The organism is Reichenbachiella sp., assembly GCF_033344935.1.
Classification (GTDB): domain Bacteria; phylum Bacteroidota; class Bacteroidia; order Cytophagales; family Cyclobacteriaceae; genus Reichenbachiella.
On record NZ_JAWPMM010000001.1, the window covers coordinates 4109217 to 4123301 of the forward strand.

At 38.0% G+C, this 14085-nt stretch carries 11 protein-coding genes; 8 read left to right on the forward strand and 3 right to left on the reverse strand.

Translation table 11 applies throughout. From position 1 onward, the window contains the following. Positions 1-3 precede the first annotated feature (3 nt). The 6 genes from R8N23_RS17675 to R8N23_RS17700 all read left to right on the forward strand — a co-directional run bounded on the left by R8N23_RS17675 (position 4) and on the right by R8N23_RS17700 (position 8131). A complete protein-coding gene (locus tag R8N23_RS17675) occupies positions 4-1392 on the forward strand; it encodes an oligosaccharide flippase family protein (RefSeq protein WP_318172926.1) in 1389 nt (462 codons plus the stop codon). Beyond that, positions 1382-2107 (forward strand): class I SAM-dependent methyltransferase, encoded by a 726-nt coding sequence (locus R8N23_RS17680; RefSeq protein WP_318172927.1) that lies wholly within the window; start codon positions 1382-1384, stop codon positions 2105-2107. The genes R8N23_RS17675 and R8N23_RS17680 overlap by 11 nt, the downstream gene beginning before the upstream one ends. Further along, a complete protein-coding gene (locus R8N23_RS17685; RefSeq protein ID WP_318172928.1) occupies positions 2094-3212 on the forward strand; it encodes a hypothetical protein in 1119 nt (372 codons plus the stop codon). Before R8N23_RS17680 ends, R8N23_RS17685 begins: the two co-directional genes overlap by 14 nt. After that, positions 3209-6769 carry a PKD domain-containing protein gene (locus R8N23_RS17690; RefSeq protein ID WP_318172929.1) on the forward strand — a complete coding sequence of 1187 codons (3561 nt, stop codon included), beginning with the start codon at positions 3209-3211 and terminating at the stop codon, positions 6767-6769. Before R8N23_RS17685 ends, R8N23_RS17690 begins: the two co-directional genes overlap by 4 nt. Positions 6770-7038: 269 nt before the next feature. After that, positions 7039-7521: an Lrp/AsnC family transcriptional regulator gene (locus R8N23_RS17695; RefSeq protein ID WP_318172930.1), complete on the forward strand. Its 483-nt coding sequence runs from the start codon at positions 7039-7041 to the stop codon at positions 7519-7521. 100 nt (positions 7522-7621) lie between these two features. Next, positions 7622-8131, forward strand: a complete 510-nt coding sequence (locus R8N23_RS17700) for a phosphoribosyltransferase family protein (protein WP_318172931.1) — start codon at positions 7622-7624, stop codon at positions 8129-8131. A 255-nt stretch (positions 8132-8386) separates the two neighbouring features. Here the strand turns inward: R8N23_RS17700 and R8N23_RS17705 are convergent, their stop codons facing one another. Beyond that, positions 8387-11194 (reverse strand): M16 family metallopeptidase, encoded by a 2808-nt coding sequence (locus R8N23_RS17705; RefSeq protein WP_318172932.1) that lies wholly within the window; start codon positions 11192-11194, stop codon positions 8387-8389. Between the two features lie 94 nt (positions 11195-11288). After that, entirely contained in the window at positions 11289-11903 is a 615-nt protein-coding gene (locus R8N23_RS17710) for a DUF6134 family protein (RefSeq protein ID WP_318172933.1), read from the reverse strand. 112 nt (positions 11904-12015) lie between these two features. On the opposite strand from R8N23_RS17710, the gene R8N23_RS17715 reads away from it, so the two are divergent. Continuing rightward, positions 12016-12420 carry a (4Fe-4S)-binding protein gene (locus R8N23_RS17715; RefSeq protein ID WP_318172934.1) on the forward strand — a complete coding sequence of 135 codons (405 nt, stop codon included), beginning with the start codon at positions 12016-12018 and terminating at the stop codon, positions 12418-12420. 22 nt (positions 12421-12442) lie between these two features. Continuing rightward, on the forward strand, positions 12443-13489 hold the full coding sequence (gene rlmN / locus R8N23_RS17720; protein ID WP_318172935.1) for a 23S rRNA (adenine(2503)-C(2))-methyltransferase RlmN: 1047 nt from the start codon (positions 12443-12445) through the stop codon (positions 13487-13489). On the opposite strand, the gene R8N23_RS17725 is transcribed toward rlmN, so the two are convergent. Beyond that, positions 13486-14085 (reverse strand): YigZ family protein, encoded by a 600-nt coding sequence (locus R8N23_RS17725; protein WP_318172936.1) that lies wholly within the window; start codon positions 14083-14085, stop codon positions 13486-13488. The two genes, rlmN and R8N23_RS17725, sit on opposite strands and share 4 nt — an antisense overlap.

Sequence of the window (14085 nt, forward strand, 5' to 3'; positions counted from 1 at the left end):
AGGTTGAATCTGATTGAATCCATATCAAATATTTTTAAAGGCCTCAAAAGGAAAAATTCTCTAGTACAAAATATTAGCATTGTATTTTCTGGAAACGTGTTTTCCATTCTATTACAACTAACTTTTGCACCAATATTAAGCCGTATTTTTAGCCCTCAAGCATATGGTGAATATGCATTATACAACCTTATTATAAGCAACATTACTTTTTTCTCTGCTTTATCACTTCCTTCAGTTTATGTTCTCCCAAAAGAGGAATACAAATTTCTTGCTTTATCAAAAGTTGTTTTTTTAAACGCTATTGCAATTTCCATATTAAGTTTTTTCACCTATTTCTTATTCAAACCGTTATTTGATTTCGAAGTTTCTATAAAAGAAATTGTAGGGATCTTTGGAGTATTACTGATAACTATTATCAATACCACTCAATCGCATTGGAACATAAGGAAAAAAAGATTTCTTAAGAACACAAAAATGAGAGCTGCTTGTAGTTTTATTGGCAAGTCAGGAACTGCAGGAATTGGGAAGTATTTAGCCCCAAACGGATTTGGACTATTATCAGGTAATTTCATTTCAGGATTTTTGGCCCTTTTCCTCACACTCAAAAGACAACAACTCATTGTTTTATTCAGATACTACACTAGTAGTAATTGGAAGGAGTTGATCGCCACCTTAAAAGAAAATGTAAATGTGATAAAGTACATTTTTCCCGCAAGATTAATCACCAAATTCTCCTCAGACCTGCCCATTATTGCGATTGGTGCACTAATGGGCGTCCAACAGTTAGGGCATTACACCTTTGCTCTGACATTTATTAATATGCCTATTCAATTGTTTGAAAATTCCATTTCCCCAGTAGTTTTTCAAAAAGCAAATGAATTATACCTTACTTCCAGGACAGCGTTTGAGGATTTTTTCGTTAAGTCATTTAAGCACACGGTATTTATCAGTTTAGTTCCTTTGACGGTAATATCACTGATTGCACCTAGTGTCTTTGAATTTGCCTTTGGAACAGAATGGAAGGACGCTGGCTATGTTGCTAGTTTACTCTCCACAAAGTATATTATTACTACAGTGCTTGCTCCCTATACAAGCTTTTGGAGAATTATGAAAAGGGAAAAAAGGCTTTTTGCACTTACTACAGCCTCGTTTATTTTCAGAAATGGCCCATTGCTTTTGCTTTTTTTAGATATAGGTTTCTTCAGATTCCTTTACATTTACTCCATAGTATCATCTATTGCTCCACTTATAAACCTTACAGATCTTATGTATTCTGTCTTACCTAGGAGGCGAGCCAGCAAAATTTGGACTATAACCATTCTATTGATCCTCTTGAGTTTTATAATTATTGGCCTAAATAGCTACCAAATTATTTTTGAAAATGTCAGATAATAACAATTTCATGTTTAAGGACTTAGAGTCACAAGAATTTCTTATTCCAGAACGTCTAAGGTCATGGTGGAAGAACTATTTAACAAATCATAAAGCAAGGTATGAATTCACAATTCAAAACTTTATTTCTGATTCTCAAAGTGCAATCTTAGAGATTGGGAGTATTCCTTGTCATTTGTTATACATGCTAAAACAACTTGGACATCAAGTTAAGGCTGTGGACCTAGCACCCGAGAGGTTATCTGAATTTATTGAAAAAAATGGATTAGATGTTAAGAAAGTTGATATTGAGCAAGAACAATTGCCTTTCCAGGACAACTCTTTTGATTTGATTCTGTTTGCAGAAGTACTTGAGCACTTGCGCATTAACCCCTTATTCTGTCTAAAAGAAATTTATAGAGTTCTTAAACCAAATGGAAAGATAATTTTATCGACACCCAATATATCAATACTAAATAAAATCAATTTTATAAGAGGATTGGGCTATCAGGGGAATCCGGTAGAAGAGTTTTCTAAGCTCGAAAAAATCGGTCACATGGGACACATTCGTCTGTATGAAAAAAATGAAATTGAGCTGATGCTGACACATAATGGCTTTGGACAATTTCAATCTTGCTATTTTGGCGGTTATCCAAAAGGTCTGTTGGCACAATTATTAAAGCCCGTTTACGGACAAAAACTCAAGTCTAAAATTTTTATTAGTGCAAGTAAATAAAACCCTAGAAAAAGCAATAAGAATATTATTCCCCTTTTTACCAAAAAGGTTAAAGCATTATTTTCTAGAATTTTTGTGCAAAAGGAAAGGGAATGTCTTTTTTATAAAAAATACTGTTAACATAAGTGCTTTACCAAAAGGGATAAATTTTAAGAACATTATTTGGGGAGATAAAACAACTATTAACAAAAACACTACAATCGAAAACAACAGACTTCTTATTTTGGAAGATGAAGCCACCATTCCTGCAAATTCGAAACTAACCAGTTCATACAAACAGTCATTACCTCTAATTATTCCTAATACAAAGACTAAAAAGCGTTTTGAACAACTAAACTATCCAATAATAATTGTTCTAGGAACTGGCCGGTCAGGTACAGAAAGTATTATTAAAACCCTAAACCAAAGTGATGACAATTTAGGATATCACGAACCCTTTGACGAACTAATTGCTTTGTCAACTTGTCTGTTACATAAAAAAATTAGTAGGGATCAGGCTAAAAACATTTTGTACCATGTGTTTAAAAATTTTGACCACCAAAATAAAAATGTAATCATTTCTGATCAAAAATTTGCCAACCTTATACCAATCCTCAATGAGTTATTTGTCAACATTAAGTTTTTATGGATCATCAGATGTCCAAGAGACTTTATTAAATCAAGCTATTCTAGAGGTTGGTTTTCTGACAAAGAATTTGGTTTTTCAGAAAACCCCAACACCCCAGAAACTTACTCTAGTTCCATTTACAGTAGTTTCCGCATAGACGGATCTAAGTGTAATGAGTTTACCGAAAAAGTTTGGATGAAAATGCACCCATTCGAAAAAAATTGCTGGTACTGGTACTTCTGGAATAAAACAATCGAAACTCATGTGAAGGTTCTTCCCCAAAACCGGTATCGAGTATTTGACCTGTATACATTAAATAAAAATGTAAATGAACTTAGTAACTTTATCGGAACCCCTAAATTTGAGTATATAATTGCCAAATCAAATGTTGCGAATTACGAAAAAATCGACAATAATTGGCCGGATTCATGGTTACTATACCAAAAAAAATGGTGTGATGATTATTATCAACATTTACAATTAAAATACGATCTGTGAAACAATTCATTATACTTATGAATCTGTTCATTGCTACATTAACCTTTGGCCAGGCACCTTCGATATCTTTTACCTTCAAAGACAATGTTTGCAAAGAAGAAGGTCTTGGTATCCTTAACCAAAGCACTAACCAGCAAAGGATGGAATGGGATTTTTGTGTTCAAGATATGGAAAGTACTCCGTCTGCTACACATCTCATAACAAGCACTTCTCTAAATGGTCCATATAGTATTGAACTGCTCAAGGAGAGTGGACAATGGTATGGATTTATACCTTCAAGGAATAATGACGCTATTTATTTAGCCGAATTCAGCCAAGGTCTTAAAAACCCTCCTACTCTAAGTTCACTTGGTTCATTCGACAACAATTTATCAGGACCAAGTGGTATTTCTTTCCTAGATAGCTCGAAGAATTATTATGCCTATACCACTAATCTTGACAACGAGAGCATTATACGACTAGATTTTGGCAATTCTTTAACAAATACTCCAACCTATCAAAATTTAGGAAATTTCGGTCAAATAGTAAATCCAGATGGGATCAAAATCATCAATGATGAGCTGGATTCCTATAAGCTTTTAGTGACCTATGGCTCTACCGTAGCAATCATTGACTTTGGTGATCAACCGACTTCGTCAGGTACGATTTCATCATTTGTTGTGCCCAATGCAAGCCGACTCTGGGGAATTGATCTATATAAAGACGCTGGCAATTGGTATGGTCTAATTTCTTCTTTTAGTAATGGAAGGGTATTTCATCTCAATTTTGGAGCTAATATATCTACAACTCCAACCATCTCAGAATTACCCAACGGGGGATACAGTTTTGGTTCTCCTGCTGATATTCGTATTATTAAAGACCATGAAAACTACTATGGCGTTTTTCAGGCGAGAAACGGCCAAGTTTATAAGTACAGCTTTGGAACGAGCCTTTCAAACACTTCACCTAATGTAGCTCAACTTGGCAATTTTGGACTTTTTGGTACCAATTGCTCTGGACTATTTGCAGTACGCGATTCTTCAGAGTTCCTTGTTTTAAATACAGAGTTCACTACACATCGAATTAATGTTGTAAACTTTAAAAAAGATTGTGGATTGGAAAATGATGTTTATTATGAGAGTAATCCTAGAGTTTCATTAGCCGCTGCCGGAACCTATCCATTTACTATAACTGCCTATAACGATAGTACCTTTTCTGAAAGTTATGATGAAGTGACCGTTACTACAAACACCGCCCCTCCCATTTCCTTTACAGATAACAATAATGAATGCCTAGGCCAAGCCAATACTTTCACCCCCAGCGATATGGGATTGGCATCTTACGAGTGGTCCTTTGATGGAGGTGTCACAAGTGGATTCAGCAGTACAGCTGATACCACACATACTTTCAGCCAAGTAGGTGACAGCATAGTGTTTCTTACCGTCAGTGACGGGACTTGTTCCAACTTCGTGAAAGATACCATCTCCATTTATCCAGTGCCCACAATCCCTACCTTTTCCACTCCAGGAGCCCCCTATTGTACCGGAGCGGATTTGGCTTTTGAAAACCTCTTTGATGAATCCAACTACAACGGAGCCACGCTCACCTATGATTGGAACTATAATAGTGAAGGAAATACAAATGAGCGGGATGGAACATTTGCATTTGATTCAGAAGGGACTAAAACCATCACACTCACTGCCACAATTCCAGGGTGCTCTACTCCAAGTGCTGGGACCGATATCAATGTGATTGCCGGACCAGATGTCGGATTTAGTTTTGAAGACTTATGTCTGGAAGACGAAACACAATTCCACAATTCCACTACTGGCACAGGTATAACTGGTCAAACCTGGAATTTCGGTGATGGTAGTGGTACTTCTTCAGCTTCTTCACCCACTTATAGCTATGCTGCTCATGGTAATTATGATGTGTCTTTAACGGTGAACAACAATCAAGGCTGCAGCAATGAGTTGACCTTACCCATTACGATTGATGATAAACCAGTAGCTTCTTTCAACCATGGCCCGGCCTGTGAAGGTGTTGATATATCTTTCTTGGATGAATCAAGTGTTGACGGATTAGCAAATATCACCAGCCACGAATGGGATTTTGAAGGATTAGGTACTTCAACAAATCAAAATCCAAACTTTACATTTGATAGCCAAGGTTCTTATGATGTAGAACTTATTGTTGAAACCTCAGCTGGTTGTCGAGATACCGTAACTTCCACAGTCAACGTACTATTGGCTCCTGCGGCTAATTTTGAGGTGGATTTAGGTTGTATCAACACAGAAACTATTTTCTTGGATAAATCCGAAGGAGATTTTAGCAACCCAATCACCCAATGGATTTGGACCATAGACGGCAGTTTGGCATCCTATAGCTCCAGTTTTGGAGAAGTATATAATGATGCTGGTGACCATACAATATCATTATTGGTTAGGTCAGCGAATAGCTGCCAATCTGTGCACAATGATAATTTTACAATAAGCGAATTGCCTGTGGTAGATTTTACGGTTGAAAAAGCTTGCGACAATGAGTCGACAGTTTTTCAAGATGCTACTAACTCTTCATCTGCAGCCATTGAATCATACAGTTGGCAGTTCGATAATCAAGGGTCGAGCACATCCAATCCAGCTACTTACCAATTTACAAGTGCTGGAAGTTATACCGTTGGACTTAACATAGTAGATGAAACAGGATGTGAAGGATCTATTCAAAAAACTGTAACTATTCACCCTTCTCCCACAGCGATAATTAATGCCAGTTCAGATATTGGCCCTGCCCCTTTAATGATTGATTTCACAGATGAATCTCACAGCACCCAATCATCTTTTTGGTTGTTTGGAGATGAAGATGAATCTACAAGCTCGCAGAACAATCCACAATTTACTTATACTGATGAAGGCGACTATACTGCACAATTAATCAGCACCAATGACTTAGGATGTAGCGATACTACCTCTTTAGCCATTACGGTAGCTGATCCGATTTTAGATTTGGAGTTGGTACAAATCAGTACTGAAGAATCCGAAGAAAAAACCAGTGTTTCATTAACCGTGAGAAATAGTGGCAACGTAATCTTACACGGCTTTGATATCCGTATTGACCTGGATAACAATTCTTCCATTTTCGAAAGTTACGCTGGTACGATCACCCGAGGTAAAAGTATTACCTACCCTTTAAATTTCACTTTTTCCAGTGTAGGGAACAACATAGGCTATACATGTATCACCCTTTTAGATCGAGTGGAAGAATTTGAAGACATCAATATTGTCAACAACGAAAGTTGCATTGATTTCAATCAACAACTGATCATAGAGAACTCTTATCCTAACCCAGTTAGAAGTACTGATACAAAAATTCGATTCAATATGATCTTGCCAGCAGACGGGCCGGTTCAAATATTCCTCTTAGATGCTACCGGAGCAATTTTGTATCAGGACACATATATGGAGGCCAAAGCAGGGCTGAATAGTTTCTTTCTGGACATCTATTCTTTTGAACAAGGCATGTATTTCATCAAAACTGTCTATGACCAAAACGAATCGACCCAGCGATTCGTCAAGATGTGATGCTTTGCATCTAAAATTAGTTTGACCGTTCGACGACAATTCTAACAATTATTTCTTCTAAAAACATAAAATGTCCGAAGGTGGCATTTATGCATTAAGGGTTGATTTTTCATAGGGTGGCCTGTTTTTCTGCTTGTTTTCAGATTATCGAACAATCACCCGTTTAACTCAAAATGAAACATTCTATTGAAATAATAAAATTTCATTATTGAGATAGAATAATTACTAATCTTACTAATTTTGAACCGAAGAATATTTTGCAAATGCTAATGATTGGCAACACGAAAATCGACAAAACAGACAGGAAAATCTTAAAGATTTTGCAAGCAAATGGTAAAATTACCAATGCTAAGCTATCCGAAGAGATAGGTTTATCTCCGGCACCTACACTTGAAAGGGTGAAAAAACTCGAAAACTCAGGTATTATTAAAAGCTATCATGCAGAACTAGACTCTGCCATGCTTGGACTCGGAGTCAATACTTTTGTACAAGTTTCCTTGAAAGGTCATAATAAACCCAATATTGAAACTTTTCTAAGTAAAATTTCTGACATCGAAGAAATCATCGAATGTCATCATATCACAGGTTCAGGTGATTTTATCTTGAGGATTGTAGCCAAGGACATCGCCTCCTACCAACAGCTGATGTTGGAGAAGGTGAGCGACATAGATATTGTCGATAGCTTGCAGTCTATGGTGATACTTTCTACCTTTAAAAACAGTAAGGAGGTACCAGTACCAGCGGATAACTAAACACTGCCTTCAATGGATAGAAATCAGGGGTTTACTACTGATTTACAATTGATTTAGCAATGTTTCCATAATTATTTCAACTCTAGTTGATAAGTCCTTTATGACCAAAGAAAAAAATCTGATTTTGAATGCCATTCAGATCGATCAGCGTATCGTGAGAATGGCATACGAAATCTACGAAAACAATCTAGACGAAAAGCATCTCATCTTGGCGGGTGTCTCGGATAACGGGTTCGTATTTGCCTCATTGATGAGTAAGGAGCTTGAGAAAATCTCTCCACTCAAAACATCAGTTGTTCGGGTCGACATCAACAAAGAAGCTCCTTTTTTGGAAGAAGTACATCTAGATAAAATGGAAGAAAAGGAGTTGACCAAAAAATCAATTGTACTCTTCGATGATGTACTCAACTCAGGAAAAACAGCCGCCTTTGCTCTAAAAGCCTTCTTAAATACGAACATAAAAAAAATAGAAGTGGTTGTGATGGTCAATCGCAGCCACAAATCATTTCCTATTTACCCAAAATACAAAGGATACGAATTAGCCACTACCATCAACGAGCATGTAGAGGTAATCCTTAAAGGAAAAGAAAAGGGCGTCTATTTGTTCTAGCCATATACGTGGCTCTATTACGCGATCCGTTCGACAGAACTGCTGTTCTTTCTAGAAGGGCAATCGCTCTACTTACTGCAACATAGTATCACAATCAATCTCCCCAACCCTCTTCTCCAAGAGGGAGTTTTCTCGCACTTGTTGTGGAATCTATCTGATCGAGCAACAGCTGTCAAAGAAACAGATGCTGCAGGTAATTTCCCCCTTTTTGAAAAGGGGGCTAGGGGGATTAGTCCGCACACTATGCGCTAAACCCTACTCCTCCGGATACAATACCACTTGAATGTAAGCTTCAGTATTCAAATACTTTTTAGCTACCTCCTGAATGTCCTTGGCTGTCAAATCCTCAATTCGCTGATCTAACCATTTTACCTCTTGGTAATCATAGCCATTTACATGATACGTTTTTAGCACATTCATCCAGTAGCCATTAGTTTTCCAGTGCAATTCCTGATCTCTACGCTGAGCTTCCTTGATCTTATTGAGATTCTCATCAGAAACTCCCTTTTCTTGAATTTCTTGAATAGTCTCCAATGCAGAAGAAACCAAGTCATCGACATTCTCCGGTCCACAAGGAAAACTAATATTGAATTCGAAGCTTTCATAAGGGGATTTGCTGCTATAACCAGAAGCTCCCACACCGTAGACCCCACTTTTCTCTTCACGAAGTATTTCTACCAAACGAATATCTAGAATTTCTGACAAGCATTTCAGGTAATAGGAATCTTCTCGTGAATATTTCATTTCACCCGTAAACACCATGTTCACCATGCTCTTTGGCTCAGATCCTTTATACACTTTTTCATCAACCATTCCGCTTGGAGCACGCACACCACGATCGACCCATTCCTCTTCTTTTGTACTCGGGATGCCGCCCAAGTATTTTTCAATCATTGGGATTAGAGTCTCTTCTTCCACATTGCCAACAAACCAGAAAGAGAAATCCCCTGGGCTGGAAAATCTGTCTTTGTAAAAGGACAAGGCCTGATCCAAATCGACTTTTTGCAAATCTTCAGTAGTCGGGATACCTCCTCCCCTCATATTATCCTGAGACAGTATTTTTGCCATTCTATCCTGATAAAAGTAATTAGGATCTGACATAACATTTGAAAGGAAGGCCTCATTACGCTGCATTAAAGACTGATAGGCCGTCTCATCACGTCTAACCTCTGTGAAATACAAATAGGTCAATTGCAGCAGGGCCTCCAAGTCTTTCGGTGAAGAGCTACCTCTGAAACCCTCTTCGAGGTCACTGATATATGGCTGCAGCCCAACAGATTTACCTGCCAATACTTTCTGAAGGTCGGTATACGAATAAGCTCCAATACCGCTTAACCCTACAATATTGGTAGCAAACGAAGCCGACCAATAGACACTATCTTCCGCCAGAGAAATACCGCCTGAGCGATGTGCCATAAACTGAATCTCGTCATTCTTATAATCAGTAGATTTAATAAAAACTTGAGCCCCATTGGAAAGTTTAATAGTAGTTACCTCCAATCCTTCAATAATAGATTTTTCGACTACCTTTCCTGGAGTAGGTTCGTTCTGAATTAATTGATCACTCAAAACTAAGTCCTGTAGCGCTTCTGGCTCGCTTTCATCCGATGCCTTCACCCAAGCCAATAAATCTTCTGTAGTTGGAAGCATTACGTCTTCCTTTTCTGGCGCGGTCAAATAAATCACTCTATTTTCTTCATTAATCTGTGCTCCAATTATTGCATTCACTTCATCCAGCTTGATACCCTCTAAATATTTTTTTGTGAAAGCATATTCATAGTCAATACCAGGCACTGGCTCTTTCTCTAAGAAATGGTTCACTAGTTCGTCAACAAGTCCGGCTGATTCGGTCTTATCTCTTTCGTTATACGCTCTTTCATAAGCCTCCATCAAATTCAACTTTTCAGTTTTCAATTCAGAAGCTGTAAATCCATGTAGCTGCACTCTTTTGACTTCGTTCATCAAGGCTCGCACCCCGCCTTCTACGTCATCTGGTTTAGGCACTGCAAAGCAAGAAAATGCGCTTTTACTTCTGGTAATAAAAGACCCGATCGAAGTCGAAGCGTATAGATATGGAGGTTTTGCCTCTTGCAGCAGATCTCTTAGACGCTGATTGATCATTGAAGTAAACAAACTTTGGATCAGCCCCTTCCGATAATCATTCCCAGTTACTAGTTCCTCTGAATCAGATTTATACATCAAGTTGAAAATAATATTAGTAGCTTCTTTATCAGATGCTACTGCTACTAATGGTTCCAAATTATCAGGGACTGATATTTCTTCTCTTGGGCGCTCATTTTTAGGATTTTTAAAAGCCGAAAATTGCTTCTTTATCTTCACCTCCATTTGATCCACATCGATATCTCCAACAGCGATCACTGCCATTAAATTTGGACGATACCAATCTTTATAGAATCTTTTTATTGTTTCTGGCTCAAAGGTTTCTAATGTCTCTTTGGTTCCTATAGGCAAACGGTCCGCATATTTTGACCCTTTGAAAATAACTGGCAAATACTCTTGTACCATTCGCATTTGCGCACCCTGCCCTAGTCTCCACTCTTCAATCACCACTCCTCGTTCCTTTTCTATTTCTTCCGAATTAAAAAGCAAATTACCTCCCCAGTCCTGAAGAATAGTCAATCCCTTATCAATGATGGCTTCATCGTCTGAAGGGATAGGCAAAATGTAAACCGTCTCATCAAACGAGGTATAAGCATTCAAATGTGCCCCAAATTTCACGCCTACAGACTGCAAATAATCAACAAGCTCATTTTTAGCGAAGTGTTCTGAGCCATTGAAAGCCATGTGTTCGGTGAAATGAGCCAGTCCTCTTTGATCATCATCTTCTAAAACGGAGCCTGCATTCACTACAAGCCTTAATTCAACCCGATCTTCTGGCTTCTCATTTTTCTTTATAAAATATTTCAGACCATTTTTCAATGTGCCTTTTCTAATAGAAGCATCAAATGGAATCTTATCTTCCAGAGATAACTCTTGCCCTATGATTTGTGATGCATGGATTAGAAATAAGACAGAAAGGATATACTTGATTAAATGATTCATAAAGTGAATTTTGATCTTTAATAAAAATAGATGGATATGTGCTTAGATACTAGCTTAGTTTGACTGAAGGTTCCAACGTACCACCAACCGTCATTTATTGCTTCAACTGGAAATAAAATGATGCATACGTTCTGTTTAGTTTCACGTGGGTGCAAAGACCATCTTCATAGGTGTGAGTATTTCGGCCATCTTCAGAATATAGCGTAAACATATGATCCTCATCCTTTTTTATAATTAAGTCTTCCGCAAACTGTTGAGAAAAGGTAGTTTCCTTGTTCCCTGGTTCTGAAAAATAAAGCTCTGGCACAGAATAGGTAATCGGATCAGAAGTCCTCATTTCCTCATAACCATTCACTTCTACCACGTATTCATTCCCCTCTTTCCAGACTTTGGATTTGGTTCTTGAGCTTCCATTTAACTTACTCTCTGCTTCACCACTTACTAAAACCCCTCCCACATATAGTTCCTCTAGCACATAGTTTACCTTGAAAGTAAGGAGCATTTTAATAGAAGTTTCGCTTTCTATGAAGTAGAAGATAGAATCTCCTTTCACCACCTTTTCAGCCATCATAAAACCCACTTTCTTGTCCCCTTTTATGACATCATATTCCAGTCGCTGAGAAAAAGCTGACTGTTTAGTGCAGCCAAGTAAGGATAGCATAACACTTAAAAAAAGTGGGTAAAACCACGAAGATTTAGGTTGCTTCATGTGAGAAAATAATAGGCTTTGTTTTCTGATCAAATTGAGGTGGAAGTTAAATCAGAATTGCTAAACAGGAATCGAAATTCATTAAATTTATAAGAACCAAAAAACTAAAATCATGGCGATCAAACACTACACCAAAGATAATGTTACTGTAAAATGGCAATCCGACCTCTGCATTCATTCAGAGAAGTGCTTTCACGGGTTATCTAAAGTATTTAACCCTAAAGAAAGACCATGGATAAACATGGACGGTGCCTCTTCGGAGGAAATCATCGCTCAGGTCAACAAATGTCCTTCAGGAGCGCTATCTATTTCAGAAGATACAAGCACAGCCACTCAAGAAATCATTGTAGAAACCATGCCCAATGGCCCCCTTATGGTCTATGGCAACATGAAGGTAAGACATGGCGGCAATGAAGAAACAAAAAGTAGCAAGGCGACGGCATTTTGTCGATGCGGTGCATCAGAGAATAAACCTTATTGTGACGGCACTCATAAGAAAATTGATTTCGCAGGCTGAGTTTTAGCCGTATCTTTGCGCCATGAATGAGGTAGCAGCACTTATAGATTTAAGAAAATCTTCTAAAGAGGAAATCTCTGAGTATTTGGTAGGGATAGGAGAAAAACCATTTCGCGCCAAACAAATCCACGAATGGATATGGAAAAAGTCTGCCTCATCAATTGATGAAATGACTAACTTGTCTCTGGCTACAAGAGAAAAATTGAAGTCTCATTTTGTCATTCGTCCCGCAAAGGTTGATAAAGAACAAAAAAGTAACGACGGCACCATCAAATCAGCACTCAAGCTTCACGACAATCATTTGATAGAAAGTGTATTGATTCCTCAAGATGAGAGAATGACTGCTTGTGTTTCTTCACAGGTCGGCTGTTCGTTGAGTTGTAAATTCTGTGCTACAGGTTATATGGATAGAGCGCGAAATCTGGATGCGGCAGAGATTTATGATCAGGTGGTAACCGTTTCACGACAAGCTCAGGAAAACTTTGACAAGCCTTTATCTAATATTGTCTATATGGGGATGGGCGAACCACTTCTGAATTACAAAAATGTTTTGGATTCCATAGACCGAATCACATCACCTGACGGTCTCAACATGTCTCCAAAGAGAATAACAGTATCTACCGCAGGCATTGCAAAGATGATTAAGAAATTGGCGGATGATCAGGTCAAGTTTAACCTTGCCCTTTCTCTTCATGCAGCCAACGATGTGAAGCGAAACAAAATAATGCCAATCAATGAGTCGAATACCTTAGAAGCATTACGAGAGGCGCTCAATTATTTTTATCAAAAAACAGGGAACAAAATTACATTTGAATATATCCTTTTCTACGATTTCAATGATTCGCTTCAGGATGCTAAAGAGTTATATGAATTTTGGAAAAGAGTTCCTGCTAGAATTAACATCATAGAATACAACCCTATCGCTGAGGCCAATTACAAAAATGCTGATGCAGATACCTTGGACAACTTCACAAAATTCCTAACCAATAAAGGCGTCAACGTGCATGTCAGAAGAAGTAGAGGCAAAGATATTGATGCCGCCTGTGGGCAATTGGCCAACAAGAACTAGAGCTTCCAGGCAATCACTTGAATCAAGCTCAACTTATCTTTCAACGCATCGAATTTTTCGGGCTCAATGCGACCAAATAGCGTACAATATTCTAAAAATTCTTGATTCTTAATTTCGACTCCAAAGTCATTGATAATTCGCATAGCATCGCTGGTCTTTTCATACCCATATTCTACTTTGAAGTCCTGTTTAATTTCAACCACCTGAATTTTCGCCTTTTGCAAAGCATCCTCAGCTGCTGTTTTATAGGCATGAATCAATCCACTCACTCCCAGCTTGGTTCCACCAAAGTATCGAACTACTACCACTAATGTGTTAGTCAGTTCAAACGAACGAATTTGACCTAATATCGGATCGCCTGCGGAATGATTGGGTTCGCCATCATCATTGGCTCGAATGAGCTGATGATGACCATCTTCAATAATGTGTGCATAGCACCAGTGTCTGGCATCGTAATACTCTTTCTTCAGAATTTCCAATCGCTCTTTCACTTCCTCCAATGAATTGACTTGATAAGCAAATCCTAAAAATTTGCTTCCCTTTTCTTTATAAAAGCCTTCCGTAGGGGATTCAATGATTCGATACGATTCTGCCAT